The organism is Acinetobacter sp. YH01010 (genome assembly GCF_013420775.1).
In the GTDB taxonomy this organism is placed as follows: domain Bacteria; phylum Pseudomonadota; class Gammaproteobacteria; order Pseudomonadales; family Moraxellaceae; genus Acinetobacter; species Acinetobacter amyesii.
This window is the reverse complement of record NZ_VOYF01000001.1, coordinates 93199-112777: the sequence shown is the minus strand read 5'-3', so window position 1 is coordinate 112777 and position 19579 is coordinate 93199. Positions and strand designations below refer to the sequence as shown.

General features: G+C 39.3%; 16 protein-coding genes. 11 read left to right on the top strand and 5 right to left on the bottom strand.

Features of this window, described 5'->3' with window-relative positions; translation table 11 throughout:
- The first annotated feature begins 76 nt into the window (after nt 1–76).
- The 5 genes from FTT77_RS00605 to FTT77_RS00585 all read left to right on the top strand — a co-directional run bounded on the left by FTT77_RS00605 (nt 77) and on the right by FTT77_RS00585 (nt 7126).
- A complete protein-coding gene (locus FTT77_RS00605; protein ID WP_111885051.1) occupies nt 77–1084 on the top strand; it encodes an AraC family transcriptional regulator in 1008 nt (335 codons plus the stop codon).
- A gap of 84 nt (nt 1085–1168) precedes the next feature.
- Nucleotides 1169–2320, top strand: a complete 1152-nt coding sequence (zapE, locus tag FTT77_RS00600) for a cell division protein ZapE (protein WP_111885050.1) — start codon at nt 1169–1171, stop codon at nt 2318–2320.
- A gap of 524 nt (nt 2321–2844) precedes the next feature.
- Nucleotides 2845–5007, top strand: a complete 2163-nt coding sequence (locus FTT77_RS00595) for a malate synthase G (RefSeq protein WP_180108743.1) — start codon at nt 2845–2847, stop codon at nt 5005–5007.
- Nucleotides 5008–5094: 87 nt separating this feature from the next.
- Nucleotides 5095–5571 (top strand): hypothetical protein, encoded by a 477-nt coding sequence (locus FTT77_RS00590; RefSeq protein WP_111885048.1) that lies wholly within the window; start codon nt 5095–5097, stop codon nt 5569–5571.
- A 112-nt stretch (nt 5572–5683) separates the two neighbouring features.
- Nucleotides 5684–7126 carry an aldehyde dehydrogenase family protein gene (locus FTT77_RS00585; RefSeq protein WP_180108742.1) on the top strand — a complete coding sequence of 481 codons (1443 nt, stop codon included), beginning with the start codon at nt 5684–5686 and terminating at the stop codon, nt 7124–7126.
- A gap of 445 nt (nt 7127–7571) precedes the next feature.
- Here the strand turns inward: FTT77_RS00585 and FTT77_RS00580 are convergent, their stop codons facing one another.
- Nucleotides 7572–8249, bottom strand: a complete 678-nt coding sequence (locus FTT77_RS00580; RefSeq protein ID WP_180108741.1) for a hypothetical protein — start codon at nt 8247–8249, stop codon at nt 7572–7574.
- Here FTT77_RS00580 and FTT77_RS00575 point away from each other — a divergent pair.
- The gene (locus FTT77_RS00575; protein ID WP_180040273.1) at nt 8233–8892 is read left to right on the top strand and encodes an SOS response-associated peptidase family protein; all 660 of its coding nucleotides are present in this window, start codon (nt 8233–8235) and stop codon (nt 8890–8892) included. The two genes, FTT77_RS00580 and FTT77_RS00575, sit on opposite strands and share 17 nt — an antisense overlap.
- Nucleotides 8893–8913: 21 nt before the next feature.
- On the opposite strand, the gene FTT77_RS00570 is transcribed toward FTT77_RS00575, so the two are convergent.
- Nucleotides 8914–9378 (bottom strand): MarR family winged helix-turn-helix transcriptional regulator, encoded by a 465-nt coding sequence (locus FTT77_RS00570; RefSeq protein WP_078193646.1) that lies wholly within the window; start codon nt 9376–9378, stop codon nt 8914–8916.
- 616 nt (nt 9379–9994) lie between these two features.
- Between FTT77_RS00570 and FTT77_RS00565 the strand changes: the two genes are divergently transcribed.
- The 3 genes from FTT77_RS00565 to FTT77_RS00555 all read left to right on the top strand — a co-directional run bounded on the left by FTT77_RS00565 (nt 9995) and on the right by FTT77_RS00555 (nt 13193).
- A complete protein-coding gene (locus FTT77_RS00565; RefSeq protein WP_180040254.1) occupies nt 9995–11515 on the top strand; it encodes a transporter associated domain-containing protein in 1521 nt (506 codons plus the stop codon).
- Nucleotides 11516–11893: 378 nt separating this feature from the next.
- Nucleotides 11894–12622: a hypothetical protein gene (locus FTT77_RS00560; protein WP_180108740.1), complete on the top strand. Its 729-nt coding sequence runs from the start codon at nt 11894–11896 to the stop codon at nt 12620–12622.
- A 19-nt stretch (nt 12623–12641) separates the two neighbouring features.
- Nucleotides 12642–13193, top strand: a complete 552-nt coding sequence (locus tag FTT77_RS00555) for a DUF3828 domain-containing protein (protein WP_180108739.1) — start codon at nt 12642–12644, stop codon at nt 13191–13193.
- Nucleotides 13194–13287: 94 nt separating this feature from the next.
- Here the strand turns inward: FTT77_RS00555 and thiM are convergent, their stop codons facing one another.
- The 3 genes from thiM to FTT77_RS00540 all read right to left on the bottom strand — a co-directional run bounded on the left by thiM (nt 13288) and on the right by FTT77_RS00540 (nt 15739).
- On the bottom strand, nt 13288–14157 hold the full coding sequence (thiM, locus tag FTT77_RS00550) for a hydroxyethylthiazole kinase (protein ID WP_180108738.1): 870 nt from the start codon (nt 14155–14157) through the stop codon (nt 13288–13290).
- Between the two features lie 11 nt (nt 14158–14168).
- A complete protein-coding gene (locus FTT77_RS00545; RefSeq protein WP_111885041.1) occupies nt 14169–15326 on the bottom strand; it encodes a hypothetical protein in 1158 nt (385 codons plus the stop codon).
- 149 nt (nt 15327–15475) lie between these two features.
- A complete protein-coding gene (locus FTT77_RS00540; protein ID WP_078193641.1) occupies nt 15476–15739 on the bottom strand; it encodes a hypothetical protein in 264 nt (87 codons plus the stop codon).
- Nucleotides 15740–16233: 494 nt separating this feature from the next.
- Here FTT77_RS00540 and FTT77_RS00535 point away from each other — a divergent pair, with 494 nt between their 5' ends.
- Nucleotides 16234–16509, top strand: coding sequence for a hypothetical protein (locus FTT77_RS00535; protein ID WP_180007321.1), 276 nt, complete (start codon nt 16234–16236; stop codon nt 16507–16509).
- Between the two features lie 355 nt (nt 16510–16864).
- Nucleotides 16865–19474 (top strand): aminopeptidase N, encoded by a 2610-nt coding sequence (gene pepN / locus FTT77_RS00530; protein WP_180108737.1) that lies wholly within the window; start codon nt 16865–16867, stop codon nt 19472–19474.
- The last annotated feature ends 105 nt before the right edge of the window (nt 19475–19579 follow it).

Sequence of the window (19579 nt, the reverse complement as noted above, 5' to 3'; positions counted from 1 at the left end):
AATTGATCGAAACGGCAATGTTCATAATTGCAAATTTGTAGTAAAAAAGAAGAAATTTAATGTCATTTTACGATTTATGAAACGATCCATTCTAAGCCTGATGTATCTTGTACAAGGAATGCGTAAAGCAGGCGTAGATGTCGATCAACGTTTGCAAACTATCGGGCTGCGTGTCGATGCACTCGATCCTACTTCGGTGATTCATCCGAGTTTGGAGTGGGATGTACTGAAAGTCATTGGTAAAGATGTAGAACCTGAGCAAGGGTTATTTATTGGTCAGCATTATACGTTGGCGGGTTATGGTCCGTTGCTGATGTTATTGGTCACCAGTGATACTTTACGCCAAGCTTTAAATCAGGGGATTCGATTTCAACAGTTGACGCATCTAACTGGGCGTTTGAGTTTGCAAATCAGTCAGCATAAAGTGGCCTTATGTTATCAACCCCAAGATGTGTATGCACCACTGGGTGCATTATTGGCACAGTCGGAAATTTCTGGAACGTATAAATTCATCCGTGATCTGTACAAAATGATGGGTCTATCTACACCGCAAGTTCAAATTGATTTGCCGTTTGCTGAACCCAAAGATCCTGAAAAATTAAAAATGTTTACTGATTATTATGGCTCTCAAGTTCGATTTGGTGCGCCATTTGCGGCATTTTGGTTCGATGAAGATGTTTTAGATATTCGGATCCCTTCCGCAGATATTATTACTTTTCGATTATATGAGTCGAAATGTATTGCGGAGTTAGAACGTTTAAGCGCCGATGAAGATGCGCCATCATTGGTTCAACGTGTGCAAGATTATTTGGAATTACAAAGTGGTGCGATGCCAAGTATGGCAGCAACTGCTCAAGCGTTGAACTTGCCTGAAAGAACTTTGCGTCATCAACTGCAACAGTTAAATACCAGTTATAAGCAAATTCGTGAAGATATTATTAAAGATAAAGCACTCCGTATGATTGAATATAATGAATATTCAATTGAAATGATTGCAGAATTGCTGGGCTATTCAGAACCTGCGGCGTTTAATCATGCGTTTAAACGTTGGTTTGGGCATAGTCCGAGACAATATAATAAATAGCCAATGCGCTTTACTGCCAAAGTGTTATATCTTCGAGTTTATTCTTCGTTATAATTCATTTAGCCCAAAAAAGTATTTAATGATATGTCAGATTTTCAGTCACCACACAACACCGCATTTACTCCGATTTCACCGGCTGAGCGTTATGCTCAAGCTTTAGCATCTGGTCAGTTTTTACCAGATCAGGAACAGGCGCAAGCGGTGCATGAGTTGGATCGAGTTTGGCAAGAATTAATCCAACGTTTTAAGGCTTCTAAAAAAGCGTTTCGTCGTTTCCGTCGTCAAACTGCACCGAAAGGGGTGTATATGTGGGGCGGTGTAGGACGTGGTAAAACGTGGCTGATGGATCAGTTTTATGATTCTGTGCCATTTCGACGCAAAACTCGTATGCATTTCCATCACTTTATGCAGTACGTACACCGTGAATTAAATAAGCTTTCAGGTCAGCGTAATCCACTAGACCTTGTTGCCGACCAAATTTATAAAGAAGCAGTCGTGATCTGCTTTGATGAATTCTTTGTATCCAATGTCACGGATGCAATGATTTTGAGTGATCTATTCCAAAAATTATTTACGCGTGGGATCACCCTTGTTGCAACATCTAACATCGCACCAGATGGTTTATATAAAAACGGGATCCACCGTGACCGTTTTATCCCAACCATCGAAATGGTAAAAAAGAACTGTGTGATTTTAAATGTAGACTCAGGCGTAGACTATCGTTTACGTGTATTGAAACAAGCGCAGTTGTTTAAGTCGCCTTTAACACATGAACATAAGTTGTGGATGGCACAGCGTTTTACAGCATTAACGCAAACCCAAACGGTTTCACAAGAGCCAATTATTATTAATCAGCGTATTGTAGAAACCATTGGTCATACGGAAGATGTGCTGTGGTGTGAATATTCTGAGCTTTGCCTAAAACCACGTAGTCCAGCGGACTTTATTGAAATTGCCAATATTTATAATACGGTCTTGGTAAGTAATGTGCCGCACATGACCGATTATTTGTCTGAAGGGACACGTCGTTTTATCTACTTGGTTGATGAATTTTATGACCGTGGGGTGAAGTTGTTGCTTACTTCAGAAGATACGATTATTGAATTATATCAAGGTGAAAAATTGGCATTTGAAATTGAGCGTACACGTTCGCGCTTATTGGAAATGCAATCTGATGATTATCTACATACCTCTCACCGTCAAATCAATGCACCAGAATCTACCGCAGAAAATTAAGCCTTTCTGTTGGAATGAAAAAGAACGTCTTATTGGCGTTCTTTTTTTTGATTTTTTGTTTTAGATAATTTGTATAAATTAAGAAAAGCTGTGGAACGAACAATAGAAGTTAAAGCCAAGTCTCAAGATAAAAGCATCATTTAATAAGAAGTAGGGCAGTTTAATAATTCATCGATAAAAGCGTTAAATTTAAACTGATTGGTTGAAGTTGTAGCATCGACATTGGCAGCATTTCATGGCTTAATCGAGTGAGTTTGTTTGACGCTTGGGTCTATTTGTTCAGTTTTAGAACAAAATTCTGCACTTAAGTCTAATTTCGACATTTCAAAAACTTTATACACTGTAAAAAGGTATTCAGGCTGATGATGACGTCGTATTTCTGATCTTTATTATGTTGAATGATGAGGGTATTTCATTACATAGAAAATGATCATTATTTAGGAATGTGATAGTACTATTCAGCAAAGTATAAATGGGTATACTAGAATCTCTTGTTATAAAAAATAGCAATATCAGGAAAGACAATGACTGCACGTATTCAAAAAGGCAAGTTAGCGATTGCTAAAGAACTTTACGATTTCATCGAAAATGAAGCACTACCGGGTTCAGGTTTAGACAGTGAAACTTACTGGAAAAACTTTGAACAAGTCGTTGTCGATCTTAGCCCAAAGAATAAAGCACTATTGGCTAAGCGTGACGACATTCAAGCTAAAATTGATGAATGGCACCGCAACAACAAATTTGAACTCGAAGCTTACAAAGCTTTCCTTACTGAAATTGGCTACTTATTACCAGAAGTAGAAGATTTCCAAATCAGCACAGAAAATGTAGACGAAGAAATCGCATTATTGGCTGGTGCGCAATTGGTAGTACCTGTGCGTAATGCACGTTACTGCTTAAACGCTGCGAACGCACGTTGGGGTTCACTCTACGATGCTCTTTACGGTTTTGACGTGATCTCTGAAGAAGGCGGCGCGGAAAAAGGTAAGGGCTATAACCCAGCTCGTGGCGCAAAAGTTATCGAATTTGCTAAAAACTTCTTAAATGAAACTTTCCCGCTAGCTAATGGTTCGCATGCAGATGCAACTAAATATGCAGTAGAAGGCAAAAAGTTAGTTGTAAGCCTAAAAGATGGCTCAACTGCAACTTTAGCGAAAGAAGCTCAGTTTGTTGGTTTTAATGGTGACGAAGCTGCGCCAACTGAAATCGTACTTTTAAACAATGGTTTGCATGTAATCATTGAAATTGATGCGACGAGCCCAATTGGTTCAACTGATGCTGCGGGCGTTAAAGACTTAGTTCTTGAAGCTGCAGTAACCACAATTCAAGACTTAGAAGACTCAATTGCAGCAGTTGATGCTGAAGAGAAAGTTGAAGGCTACCGTAATTGGTTAGGCTTAATGAAAGGTACACTTTCTGAGTCAATCGAGAAAAATGGTAAGACCATCACGCGTACATTAAATAAAGACCGTACGCACAAAAACTTAATCGGTGGTGAAACTACGCTTCACGGTCGTTCATTGATGTTGCTTCGTAATGTAGGTCATTTGATGACAAACCCTGCGATCCTTGTAGATGGTGCTGAAATCTACGAAGGCATCATGGATGCATTGATCACACCGTTATTGACGTTTGCAGACATTAAAGGCGAAAACGAAAACAAGAACTCTCGTAAAGGTTCTATGTACATCGTTAAACCAAAAATGCATGGTCCAGAAGAAGTTGCATTTGCAGTTGAATTATTTGAGCGTGCTGAACAAGCGCTTGGTCTACCTGCGAAGACTTTGAAAATCGGTATCATGGACGAAGAACGTCGTACTTCTGTGAACTTGAAAAACTGTATCGCGCAAGCGAAAGATCGTACGATCTTTATTAATACAGGTTTCATGGACCGTACGGGTGATGAAATCCATACTTTCATGGAAGCAGGTCCATTCGTTCGTAAAGGCGAAGTGAAGTCTCAAATCTGGTTCCCTGCATATGAAAACCGTAACGTGATGATCGGTCTTCAAGCCGGCTTACGTGGTAAAGCGCAAATCGGTAAAGGCATGTGGCCAAAACCAGATATGTTGCTTGATATGTACAAAACTAAGATTGAGCATCCAGAAGCTGGCGCAAGCTGTGCATGGGTTCCGTCTCCATCTGGCGCTGTAATTCACGCGATCCATTACCATCAGTGCAATGTTTCTGAGCGTCAAAAAGAGTTGTTGAATACTCAGCCGCTATCTTTAGATGACTTGTTAACGCCGCCTTTAGCGACAGATACAAACTGGTCTGAAGAAGAGAAAACCAAAGAACTCGAAAACAACCTTCAAGGTATCTTGGGTTATGTGGTTCGTTGGGTTGATTTGGGTGTAGGTTGTTCAAAAGTACTAGACATCAACAACGTTGGTTTGATGGAAGACCGTGCAACTTTACGTATTTCTTCTCAACACGTTGCGAACTGGTTACGTCACGGTATCGTAACTGCTGAACAAGTTGAAGAAGTATTTAAGCGCATGGCGAAAGTTGTAGATGAGCAAAATGCCAACGATCCACTTTACACACCAATGGCACCAGGCTTTGATGGTTATGCATACAAAGCTGCTTATGACTTAGTATTCAAAGGTGGCGAGCAGCCTTCTGGTTATACAGAGCCGCTTCTTCATGCTTACCGTTTAAAATTAAAAGGTTATACAGGTGACTAATCTGTAAATCAAAAAAAGCCTCTTCGGAGGCTTTTTTATTGCTTGAGAAAGTTAGAATGTCGACATAAAAAATGAAAAGGAAACTCCATGTATTTATGGAATGTAAATCGGTTGGTGGATGATATACGACTGAATAAAGTCTCTGAAACCCATTATAAAAACTACTATATTGCCAGCTCAATATTGATTTTCTTTAGCTACTTAGCACTGACCTTAACCCCAGAATCCAAACCTACAGAAGCTTGGGCTTCGTTTGTTTTACAAGTTGGTCTACTGATTAGCTGGGTGAATGCCATATTTAAAGCCAATGGCGGCGAGCAAGGCCGAGATTTTTTAAAGCGCTTTATTGCATTGTATCTGCCGGTGACGATTCAGAGTTTAGTCCTGTTTATCTTGATCGCTGTGGTTGTCGAAGGGCTGTTACCTATGTTGACCCTAAACATGGAGGAGGCTGCACTTGAGCAACTCACCACAGTTAAAGACCTGAGTTTTGAAGTCATTATTAGCTGTTATATTTATTGGCGAATCTATAAAGCGATGCGGCAGATTCATCAGCCGGTTTAGATTAAAGGGCTGCACCCGAAATTATTTCTTAAAGTTTCATCCTGTTTTTCTCATAGCTTTTCGATGCTGAAGCCTTTACATTGGAATGAATGATAAAAATGGGATAGAAGCGATGTCAACATATACCGCATTAGATTTGCAATATATTGGTGGGCAGTGGCGGGCAGGGACGTCAACCCGCCACATCAAAAATATCAATCCTTTTAGCCAAGCAGAGATTTTTGAATTGCAGGCAGCCAGCAGTGTCGATGTAGACAGTGCTTATAGTGCGGCAGAAGCTGCCTTTAAATTAGAAATGACCAAGTCTATTAAAGTACGTCAGCAAGTTATCAACAAATTAGCTCAAACCATTCAGCAACGCAGAGAAGAAATTATTCAATGGCTGATAGATGAATCTGGGAGTACACGTTTAAAAGCCAATATTGAAGTTGATGCTGCGCTCGGCATTATCCAAGAATCGTTGTGTTTTCCTGAAAAAATGCAAACTATGAAGCTAGAGAGTAAAGACCCTAGCCGCAAGAGTTTTGTACTGCGCAAACCCTTGGGAGTCATAGCAGTGATTAGCCCTTGGAATTTTCCATTTCATTTATCGATGCGTTCTGTGGTGACGGCGATTGCTTGTGGAAACTCTGTTGTTCTTAAACCAGCCAGTGATACGCCAGTCACAGGTGGTACATTACTCGGCAAATTATTTGAAGAAGCAGGTTTGCCGCATGGCGTATTGAATGTTGTTGCAGGCAGCGGCAGTGAAATTGGGGATTATTTTGTAGAACATTCTGTACCTAAAATGATTTCTTTTACTGGCTCTACAGAAGTCGGTAAGCAAGTTGGCGTGAAAGCTTTGGCAAGTTCACGAATTAAGCGGCTTGCACTAGAGTTGGGTGGTAATGCGCCATTGGTAATTTTGGATGATGCAGATTTAGATTTAGCTGTTGAATTGACTGTAATGGGGCGGTTTTTGCATCAAGGTCAAATCTGTATGAGTACGAACCGCGTCATTGTGGATGAATCTATACATGATGCTTATGTGGATAAGCTTATTCAGCGAGTAAAAACAATTGTCGTCGGTGATCCAAATGCTACTGAAACCCTCATAGGGCCTATCATCAACAAGGCGCAGGTTGATAAATTAAAAACCATTATTCAAAATGCTATTCAGCAAGATGCAATTTTAGCCTATGCAGGCGGCATTGAAGGTCAATTGGTTGCACCGCATATTTTTACCCATGTGGATGCACACGCTGATATTGCATTGGAAGAAAGCTTTGGGCCAATCTTGCCGATTTTAAAAGCGCGAGATGAAGCACATGCACTAGAATTGGCGAATTCAACCCGATTTGGTTTATCGAGTGCGGTATGTACGTCAAACTTAGCGCGCGGCGGAGAGTTTGCTGCCAAACTCGATATAGGCATGACGCATATCAATGGCATCAGTGTGGCGGATCATTCTAATGCACCCTTTGGTGGTGAACGTAATTCAGGCCTTGGCCGTTTTAATGGTGAGTGGATATTTGAGGAATTTACCCGCACCCATTGGCAGACTTTCCCCGCTTAAAATACACAAAATGAAGTCTATTCTATCTTGTGCAATAGACTTCACAACAGGTTCTGTTGCGCAGGAGCAGGACCTCTCTAGTTTATTTCCATGAAATATCAGGAAGTATATAGTCCCAAAAACGACTCCAACGTGTTTTGTAATACAGAAAAGCGCCAATATCCTGACTTGAACAATTATTCTGATAGTACATTTGCTGATTCATCAACAGCATAGGCTTACGTTGCAAGGTCGTTATATACAGCTTTACCTGCACTTTATAATTGTAGATTGAATAATTAGAAGAAATAGTCTCGGTTTTCATTTTTTGGATATTGTTAATATACACATCAAACTTCAAGCCATTTTTGTAATCCGTTGCCTCATGAATTGTTCGATCTTCGATTGGAATAAGCGAATTGTTATCACTAAACGCTAAATATGCATTATGTTTTTGTTTTCCTTGTTAATCATTAAACTGAATAGCTGAATTTGCAGTGGTGAAATAGGGGAGCGCATCCAGAGGATTGATCTTAAAAGTGCCTGTACAATCTGTCCTGACACGGCCTTCATCTGTGTTCACTGTAAACCAGTCAAATTGATCTTCTAATTCTGTCGTGTGGGCTTCATCTGCGTCAGGAAGAATCACGCCAAATTGATCTCGTTGTCTTTGCTGATTTTGCATCAAGCGATAACTATTTTGAGCATGTTTTGCAAAACGGATTTCAGGAAACATTTCTGGAGATGTAATTTTAAAGTCAGAGACATTGATCATTTCACCATAGGGCAGGATGACTAATGAGAACTGCTGCTCTTGGGTGTTGGGAAGATTTTTGACCGTGACCCAATGATGTGTACTGATCATTTGCTGATTGCGAAAATGCTTATATTGAATGCGGTATTTGCCTGCAGGGATCTCGATTTCATTGATCAGGCTTTGTTTAAATGGATATTCATTGAGATATAGCGCGTCGAGACTAAAAGGTAGAAATGAAACGGTATGTACAGAAACTTTTGCTGCTTTGCAGTTGGATATAGACTTAAACTGAGAATTAAAACGATAAAGCGACTTCGGTCTAGATTTTTCATTTATTATAAAGATTGAATTTTTGCGGATTATGGCAAATATGTGTGCCAATTTCAAACCGATTACCTTAGCGCAATTAAAGTCGCAAAACTTGCCTGAAATCAGTTTTGAATATCCTGAGGAAGTCTATCCAAATTATGATTTACCGCTGCTCTTTAAGTCTGAGCAAGGGCTAGAGTGGCGAAAAGTGGGTTTTGGCATGGTGCCTAAATGGGCCGAAGACAAATCTATTGCACTAAAAACCTATAATGCCCGAAATGAAACTTTGTATCAAAAGCCGTCTTTTATCAATGCGATCTCAAAATGTAAGTTTGGCGTAATTCCAGTGTCTGAATTTTATGAGTCTATGTATATCGACAATAAACCGCAGCGTTGGAGTGTTAAACGCAAAGATGGAGAAGCGTTTTATATCGCTGCCTTATATGACATTTGTCGGCAAGGTGATGAGATTGTACGTTCTGCAACCATGATTACGATGGATGCTATTCAGCATGAGATGATGAAACACTTTCATGAGCCAGGTAATGTAAAACGCTCAGTGATTGTGATTCCGCATGCACGATTAGAGGAATGGCTGAGTTGGAAATCACCGAATATCCAAAGTTTTGTACAGGGTTTTCCTGTTGACGAATTTGAATGTGAGCATGCACCCAAAATAAAAATCGAAAAAATCAGTCCCCAACTGAACTTTTTCGATTGATACTTCGGTGATGCAGAATGCTTAGCGCGCTAAGTTTTTGAAAATGTGCTTTAAACTTTCCATGGTTTTTTCAATTTGTAGCGGTGTTAAGCCTTCAAAAGATTGTTCTAGAACGACATTCGTTAGATCGTTAATCTTTTGCGTCATAGCAGTGCCTTTATCGGTTAACACGACGCGAGTAATACGTGCATCATCTTCACAAGAATAAGTGTCTACTAAGCCTTCATCTTTTAAGCGATAAACAATTTTGGTTGTCGTCGACATTTTAGACACGACCATTTCAGATAAATCCGAAACGCTCGCATGTGGTTTAGACTTGAGTGCGAGCAGGATGCGACGACGTGAATTATCTACGCCATACTTTTTTAAGGCATGGTCGACGTTTAAAACATATTGTGAATGCACCTGAGTGACCCAGTAGAAAGGAAAATTTTCTAAACTAAAGTCATCGGTGGATGGTAAAAATTTTGAATACTTTTTTGTCATGAAGGAGTCCCCTGAATATTTGTTTTAATTTTATTTAATGTTTTAACATTCTATTGAAAAATAGAGGGTAATAGCAAGAGTTCACAATAAAAAAATAGAAAGTAGAAGATATCTCATTTTTAGATTATCTTAATAGATTATATTGATATTCTTTCCAAGCGATTAAAAGAGAATAAAAGCAAAGTTGGGTAAAGAGATAGTGTAGTGAAAATAAATAAGTTTTTAATTTGAATTGAATATTAATATTTTTTACCAAAAGGTAGAAATAAATAATTCATTAGATTTGTCATACAATCTCATACAACGTATTTAATTACATTTAATTAAAAGTCAGGTGAATTCATACTTTTTTTAAAGTGGAAGAGGAGATCTCAAAAAGTAGGTTTTAACATCTAGATGTGTATTTTATATCGCCCATTCGATTTGTAATACATTCAGCGTTTTTAACATTTTGTCATATTGTTGCTGCGAAAAAATATGCTTGAATACATTACAAATGCGCAAGATTATGCATAATGGAATGGTCTCTAGTTACACAGGTTAAATTTATGGATCCGTCGCCGTGCGTTGGTCTGATTGAAGATATTCTTACAATCCAGAATGAGGAAGAGAGCTAATGGAATTTTTGTTAGATCCTGGAATCTGGGTTGGTTTACTTACATTAATTATTTTAGAAATTGTACTAGGGATTGATAACCTAGTCTTCATTGCCATTTTGGCAGAAAAACTCCCTCCAGAACAACGTGACAAAGCCCGTATACTTGGTCTTTCACTCGCATTGTTAATGCGATTAGGATTGTTATTTGCAATCTCTTGGTTGGTCACATTAACAAAGCCCTTGATTACCGTTTTTGATTGGACATTCTCTGGTCGAGATCTCATTTTATTGTTCGGTGGATTATTCTTAGTCTATAAGGCGGTCACAGAGCTGCATGAGAAATTAGAAGGTAAACCAGAAGTTCAAGTGACAACAAAAGTGGCTTATGCGAGCTTTACAGCAGTCGTGGCGCAAATTGTTGTCTTAGATGCAGTTTTCTCTCTAGATTCTGTCATTACAGCAATCGGTATGGTCGACAACATTTATGTCATGATGGCTGCAATGATTGTTGCAATGGCTGTGATGTTACTTGCATCTAAACCGTTAACGGCCTTTGTTAACCGACATCCGACCGTCGTGATCTTATGCTTAAGCTTCTTATTGCTTATTGGTATTAGTTTGATTGCAGAAGGTTTTGGTTTCCATATTCCGAAAGGCTATATCTACTCAGGTATTGGTGTTGCGATTATCATCGAAGCCTTTAACCAGTTTAGTCAGCGTAATGCTCAAAAACACGAAGCGAAAATTCCATTACGTCACCGTACTGCAGACAGTATTTTAAAGCTGATGGGTGGACGCTTAGAAGCCGATCAAGTCGGTAATCAAGCACAAGAAACCTTTGCAGACGAAGAACGTTACATGATTGGTGGTGTATTGACGCTTGCAGAGCGTTCAGTTGCGTCGATCATGACCCCTCGTAATCAAATTTCTTGGGTTGATTTAAATGACACACCTGAGCAAATTCGTGAGCAAGTACTTTCAGTGCCGCACAGTTTATTCCCTGTGTGTCGTGGTAGCTTGGACAAAGTGATTAGTATTGTCCGTGCGAAAGAACTTATTGATGTTCTAGATAGCGAAGATGATCTAAAAGTATTGATTAAACGTCATCGTCCGATCTTTATTTTCCAAAAAATGAAGGTGATTGATGCGATTAATACCTTGCGTACCTCTAAAGGCTCTTTGGTACTAGTTACGGATGAATTTGGTGCGGTACAGGGTCTGATTTCACCACTCGATGTGTTTGAAGCAATTGCTGGTGAATTCCCAGATGCGGATGAACAACTTGATTTGATTAAAATCGATGATGAACATTGGAAAGCTTCAGGCATGCTCGATCTGTATCAGTTAGAACTTGAATTGGAAATGCTGGATTTGATCGAAGAAGATGATGGTTATATCAGTGTTTCAGGCCTTATTTTAGATCAGACTCACGGTAATGTAGAAGTCGGGACTGTGGTTGATTTTAAAGGCATCCAATTTAAAGTCACGGCAATGGATGAAAACCGCATTAAAACGGTTGATATTTATTACCAAGCTTAATGCTTAAATTTTAAAATAACTCAAAGACAGCTTTTCGAAGCTGTCTTTTTTGTATGACTAGAAAGTATAAGAAATCCTATCCAAGGGGGCTGTAATTCACGATGTTAAAACGTATTATATTTACATGATGTAACAGTCAAAAAACGCTGCATCTTTTGAGCTTGTTAGAGGGCTAAAACGGTTCAAAAGTAAAAAATTTTGATATGGTTGGTTTTAAAGAGCATAAGTTAAATAGCGATTTATTTTAGCTCGGGGTTTTAATCATCATAGATGATCTATTAATAATTTTTATTTCGTTTTATATATCGGTTTTGAAAAATTTATAACTAGGTACTTTGAAGAAATTCAAAGTTAATCCATTAAAAAATGGGTGTTGGTATGGCGATTACTGAAAATATCATTGATTTTAGTAAGCTCAAGACTGAAGAAAAACATGAGTTGTTTCAACGGCTCTGGGAGTTTGATCAATGTATTTTTCCGACTTCGAAAATTGAGCAACTCTATCAATATATGCATGACCCCGATATTGTCGCATTACCGATTATTCAGTATTTTGAAAAAGATAAACTGATCGGGCAAAACATTGTACGCATATTAAAAATTATGCATAACAATCGGCCGATTTTTATTTTTAATTCACGTGCTGGGGTATTGGTTGATTATCGTCGGAAAAACCTGACCTTAAACTCGGCGATTAAAGTGGCGATGCAACATCAGATACGATTTCCAGCGATTCCGATGTGGTTTGTGGCTACATTGGCACAACCAAAGGTATATACATTATTTGCCTCGCGCTCTGTTAAGTTTTATCCAAGGCACGGTATCCCGATGCCCACTGAGTATGTGGATGTTTTAAATAGTTATAAAATCCGTCAGCATGATGTACAGCATCGGGCTGAGGATATTTTTGTTCATCGTTGTGATTTACCGAAGGTGACGCCTGAGCAGTTGGTGCGGCTACGGAAAAAATCTGATGAACATGTTCAATTTTTTATGCAGCACGTGCCAGATTATTTTGATGGCATGGGTTTAATGTGTATTTGTAAATTAAATGTTTCAACCATTTTCGAAGCAAGTATGAATCTGGCAGTTGGGCGGGCAGTTTAATGACGGACATGGATATGTTATGCGACAAATGATGATATATCGATTATTCGGTTTCGGTGCGGCAATCTTTTTAACGGCTTGTCAGCCTGCAGAGCAAAAAGTACAAGAGCAATCGCAGAAATGTGTTGCCCCCGAAAAACTGGTCAAACAAATTTATGATCAAGAGTTGAAGTTACATGCTTTGAGTAAAGATCAACTTACTGCCTATTTTGAGCCATCGTTAGCGGAACGTATGCAAGAAGAAATTAACTGTAAGCAGTCGCAACAAGCGTGTAATGTGGATTTTGATATTTTCACGGATAGCCAAGATCCGCAGCAAGATTCGAAAAAAGGTGTTCAGCCTAAACTGAGTTTTGATGAAAATAAAAACGTCGTTCGTGCTGAGTTTAAAATTGGTGATGAAGCCAAAGTCTTAAATTATGAAATGAGTGATGGCGACTGTTCAAAAATCAAAAATATTGTTTATGCGGGAGACTATGACCTCGACATGATTTTGAGTAATCCAACAGAAACGATCGAAGATTCAGAAATGTTTGATGCTAATGCTGCAAGTGACAGCACGGCACAGTAAGCTTTTGACGCGTTCTAATTATAAAAAACAGCGTGAAACCCTGAACAGCTTGAGTCTTTTACTCAAGCTATTTTTTTCTCAAGCTATCGTAGCTTCATAGTGCATAAATTTGCATGTTGGCAAGTTGATTGAAATCATCTTCATTGAGATTATAAATTTCATCTAAAAATGCAACATTAAAACTGCCGACACTTGAGCTAATTTCATAGGCTTTTTGACCCGCAATCGCAAAGTGCAAATGTGCTGCGACCGTGCCAGCAGTTAGTGATTCACTTACGGCGCAATAAGCTGCTGTTAGCGCACCTAAAGCGCAGCCAGAAGCCGTCACTTTGGGTTGTAAGTAAGACCCACCATTAATCTGTATCACTGCATTCATTTCTTTCGATAAGATGAAATCTGATTCGCCTGAAATTGCCACACATTCACAGTGTTCTAACAAGGGCACAGCATTTAAATAAATCTCGGCACTATTGAGCGTGCTATCGACACCGCGGGATTCACCTTGATTACCTGCAAGACAGCTGATTTCTGATGCGTTGCCACGGATTATGCTTGGCTTGTACTGGAGTAATTGGTCAACCATTTCAGATCGCCACGGCAAAACGGGGCCATAACCGACAGGGTCAAGCACCCAAGGTTTATTTAAATTTTGTGCTGTTTGTGCAGCAATTTGCATGGCCTGCATTTGTTCAGACGTTGGCGTGCCTAAATTGATATTCAAGGCACTGGCAATTGAGGCAAAGCTTTCGGCTTCAAAGGGATTGTCAATCATTGCAGGAGAAGCACCCGCAGCCAAAAGGACATTGGCGACGTAATTGCTCGCAACTGCATTGGTGATGATGTGCACCAAAGGTTGTTTGGATTGAAGTTCAATCCACGCATTAATGACGCTTTGCAAAAGCGGGCTATTTAAGTCAGTCAATTCACTGTTCATGGTCGTTTCAAAATTTTCAGATTGATTCATCGGTTTCTCCCTTAGCGGGTGAAGTAATGGTCTTGATGTTTACAATTACGGCAGAACAGGGTCACATAATCTGCGGCATCATAATCGACAGAGAGTTCTTGTGAACCACAGTACATGCAACGCTTTGTGGAATAAAAATTTAAGCGAGGTTCGATTTTTTTCCAAGCATGGCGTATTGGTTGCACAAAGATACTTTCATCGAGTCCTAAAAAGTTAAAGAGTAAAATTTCACTCATTTTACTAAAGGGGAGTTGTGGCGGACGAGGGAGGGTAAAGGTTTCCCATTTTTCCTGTAAGCCACGTTCACGGTATTGCTGTAAGGTCTTTTTTAACAGATTGGTGTTAATGAAATTTTCATTACGAACTTGCAGGGCTTTTTGTTTATGTAGGTATTCGAGTGCTGACTGAATCATATAATAAATCTGCCCAACCGCAAGATGGTCGAGTAGGCGATAACAGAACACTTGAAAGCTTTTATTCCCTGCAATTTGAATGCCCCATGTCTTACAGTAAAACTGCATGAATTGGACAATTTCTTGAAAAAGTAGGAGATACAAGCATTCTTTCACTTCGTCAGCACTTTTAAAGGGAACACCCAAGGCTAAATTTTCATAAAACCAATGACGGAGTTGCTGCGCTACGCTAAAAAGACTGGGCTCCGAATAGCCATCCAGACGGACATTGATATAATACTGTTCAGCTTGTAGTGCATCATCTTTCACAATCAAAATTTGCTCATGCACGAGATGCTTTTTGAGTGATTGTTGGAAGAAATAATTCGGGCTGATGTTATGATACTTAATAGCGTCCCAGTCGATAAATTCTTGATGCGCCGTATGTTCTTGGACGTGATTATCCAATAAAGCCAGCAAAAAGAGTTTCTGTAAAAAACTCAGTTCACTTAATTCACGTTCAACGATATCTTTATTTTTAAGTTTACGCTGTTCTTGTAAGCGGGTTTCTTTGAGTAGTTTTTTTCGTGCGGCCTGACAGTTTTCACAATGACAGTTGTATTGCTGTTCTGGAAATATTTGATGATGACAGTGGCTACACTGATAAAAATTAAATTCTTGCTCATCTAATTTTTCAGCATCTACCCAATACATAGATGCACGACACAACGGGCATTGCGTACTTTCATCCATTTGTTTGCGTAGAATATTGAACATGTTGCCAGCGTTTCTTGAAAGGTTAAATTGATTATACACATCTCTGTTTAAAGACGGGTTTGCAATTTCAGTTGCAGCAGCTCAGGCGAGAAGTCGACAAATAAAAAAAGCTGCATAGTGATGATGCAGCTTTTAGTTAGAATGGATTATTAATAGGCGGCTGGGCATGGGATCGATTCGTCCTCCTCTCCAAGTTGTTTGGCTTGTATTAAAGCTTGCACTTTTTTAGACGCCACTTTTTTAGTGCCTAATGCACTATATGAGTTAAGTAATGAACTGACCTCAAAGGCTTTGAGTGGAATCCCTTCGCAGGTCATAAACATTGCAATCACTTGATGGTCGATATTTGCAGCATCAAGCGCTTGCAGAGTCTTCATATTTTCAATACGGATGATATGTTCTTTAATAAACATAATGCACCTCTTGTTGTTTTAGTCTGAATATTTTGCTTTTGGCAATTAAGTAGATGCAAAACACGTGCTCAAATGTTTTGAGTGGATATTTAAAAGCAGATAAACTGTATATTTATTTGATAAGATATTGAAAATAAATTATTAATTTAAAAGTAACAAAATGATATTGATGCGTATTACTATCTCAGATGAATTCTAAAACTGCTTAAACTGTTGAAAAAGAAATATCTTGGTGCAAGGTCTAAACAGAAGTCTGCAATCAAATCCAAATGAGAAGAGGGATATGATTTGAGAGCTAGGCGCTTTTTAGAAGGAATCACCTAAGCGATTGGATTTGAAAAGTATATTTGTATATATTGAACTTATAATTTTTTAATGATCTCAACTTTTAGAATTGAAACCAAGCGGAATCTACTGAACTTGATACACAATATGATTCAGCTTGATTTCTAAAGGTTTTGATCTTTTTAACCCTTTCTCTGTATGGAATACATATGTCAGACGCACTTAAAAACAGCAATATCACTCGCATGCAATTATATAAGCAGCCACAGGGTACGGTTGGTGCGCTGATTATTGGGCATGATCAAACTTTAGAAAAGACGATCGAGTTACTGGGCCTAGCGCAGCAACATCAAGTATCAAAAATTTATGTGGCGGGTGCGACGGCAGAAATTCAGCAATTCCTCAGCTCAAAAGTCACGGCATTTCAATTTTACTTTGCTGCAGACTATGACCGCGCACTCGATTTAATTTTCGAAAATCAATAATCCTCTAAGTCTTAAGCAGCAAAGTTTGAGCACAATAATTTGAAGTTACAGATAGAAATAAAGAACCTGTGCTTTATTTTTCTAGTATATAGGCGCTTTATTTATTTTAGGTAGATAAAAAATTTGCACATTGTTATAGCTGTACTCAACTCAGGCATTTATTTTGCTTAAACATGGCGAAAATATGTGCCAGCCTTTAAATTATTCTATAAAGATGATTGAAAACAACATGCGCTGAGCCCATATATAAATCATTGTAAATGCGAAGACAGCTTATGCATCTTGTCGTATGATCAAGTCATTCACAATGTGTTCAAAAAGCTGATGAAGCAATAACTAAGGAATAGGACGAGATATGAATATTGCGGCAAATCCAGTGGTCGAAGCAGACCAAACTGTTTATTTAAAAGATTATCAAAAACCATCATTTGTCGTAGATAGTATCGATCTTGATATTCAAGTCTTTGATGACCATACCAATGTAAATGCAAAATTAGTGATGCAGCGTCAAACGGCAGGGGATTTGGTGTTATTGGGTCGTGATTTGGAACTCAAATCAATTCGCTTAAATGGTCAAGTCTTGCCAGCAGATGCCTATGTTGTAGATGCAGAACAACTGGTGATATCAAATGCACCTGACCAAGCTGTCATTGAAACCGAAGTCGTGATTCATCCTGAAAGTAATACTCAACTCGAAGGCTTATACCAAGCGGCAGGCGATCTATTCGTCACTCAAAACGAGCCTGAAGGCTTCCGTAAAATTACCTATTATCCTGACCGTCCTGATGTGCTATCGGTATTTACCACACGTGTCGAAGCGGATAAAAAATTCCCTGTATTACTTGCCAATGGTAATTTGATTGAAGCGGGTGAAACCGGTGAAGGTCGTCATTATACCGTTTGGCAAGATCCAACCAAAAAACCATCGTATCTTTTTGCTTGTGTGATTGGTGATTTGGCGGTACTTAAAGACTCTTACGTGACGTCTGAAGGTCGTAATGTTGCTTTAGAAATCTATGCAGAAGAAAAAGACATTCCAAAATGTCATATTGCGATGGAAGCTTTAAAGCACTCGATGCGTTGGGACGAAGAACATTATGGTCGTCCTTATGATTTAGACAATTATATGATCGTGGCAACCAGTGCATTTAATATGGGTGCAATGGAAAACAAAGGTTTGAATATTTTCAATACCTCTTGTGTGCTTGCTGATGAAGAATACACCACTGATGCAGCGATCATGCGCGTTCAGTCTGTGATTGCACATGAATACTTCCATAACTGGACGGGTAACCGTATTACCTGTCGTGATTGGTTCCAACTCTGCTTAAAAGAAGGTTTGACAGTATTCCGTGATCAGTCGTTCTCAGAAGATTTACAATCTGCTGCGGTACAACGGATCGATGACGTTGCTGTGTTAAAAGCTCATCAGTTCCCAGAAGATTCAGGCCCGCTTTCACATCCACCGCGTCCAGATCATTTTGTTGAAATTAATAACTTTTATACCGCAACTGTGTATGAAAAAGGTGCGGAAATTAACCGCATGATGGCGACACTCTTGGGCAAAGAAAAATTCCGTGCAGGTACTGACGAATATTTCAAACGCCACGATGGTCAAGCTGTGACTGTTGAAGATTGGGTAGCAGCTCTGACAGCGGGTTCTGGTGTAGATTTGTCGAGTTTCTTGATTTGGTATAACCAACCGGGTACACCAAAACTTGAAGCAAAAGGTGAGTACGATGCTGCAAATCAAACCTATACTTTAAGCTTGAAACAAAGCTTAAAAGCTCATCCGAAATATCCAAATTTAAAAGCTGTGCCTATTCCTGTGGCTTTGGCATTGTTTGATGCGACGAGTGGTGAACAGTTAGTTCTCAGCTCAGATGCATTGGTTGAAAATGGCATCAAAGATGGCGTGTATTTATTTGATACCGATACTGCAACCATTACATTTAGCGGTGTAAAAACTCAGCCTGTTGTTTCTTTACTACGTAACTTCTCTGCACCTGTTAATCTTGAATTTAACTATTCAGATGAAGAGCTTGCATTCCTTCTGCAGTATGAAACCAATGGCTTTAACCAATGGCAGGCGGCGCAGAGCCTGGTCGAAAACATTCTGCTGAAAGATCATGATGCGCAAATTTATTTAGATGCGATCAGTTCGCCTAAGCTGCTGCCTCAATTGGTCTGCAAAGATCCGTTATTGGCTTCACGCTTGCTGGATGTTCCGGCTGAGGGCTATTTGGGCAGCCGTATTGATGAGAACTACAATCCAGCCATGATCCAAGAAAAGCGCAATGCTTTACTTACCGCTGTTGCATTGTCATTTACCGGTTTCTGGAAAAATATTTATCAAACATTAGAAGCGCCTGCAGAGTTCAGTCAGGCAATGGGTGTGCGCGCGCTGAAAAATATCGCTTTGAATATGATGGCGCGTCAGGGGGATAAGTCAGTATTTGATTTAGCCTTTGAACAGTTTAAAACCACGCAAAATATGTCTGAACGCCTTGGTGCTTTAAAAGTATTGGTTTGGAATGATGCACCACAAGCACAGCAAGCTTTAGAAACCTTCTATACACGCTTTAAAAATGAAGCTTTGTCGATAGACCAATGGTTTATGTTGCAAGCGGCTCATCCGAAAGCAACTGCGGAAACCATCAAAGCACTGACTGCTCATCCTGACTATGACTTGAAAGTACCGAACCGTATTCGTGCGGTTACAGGCGGTTTAAATAGCAATCCTGTTAATACATGGAGCTTTGGTGTGCAGCACATTGTTGAATTGGCAAAATTCCTCGATGAGAAGAATCCAATTGTCGGTTCACGGTTACTGCAAATTTTGTCCCGTTGGTACACTTTGGCAGAACCGCAGCGTAGTGAAGTCAAAGCAAAACTTGAAGCACTTAAACCTGTTGTGAAATCGAAGAATGTGTCAGAAACATTAAACAGTATGTTGAGTGTTTAATCGTTCAACCACATTGTACGATTGATTTGAGTTAAATCAGTCGTACTGAAATGAGCCTATTGCCATGGCTATGGCAGCAGGCTTTTTTATATCCAGTCTTTTTAT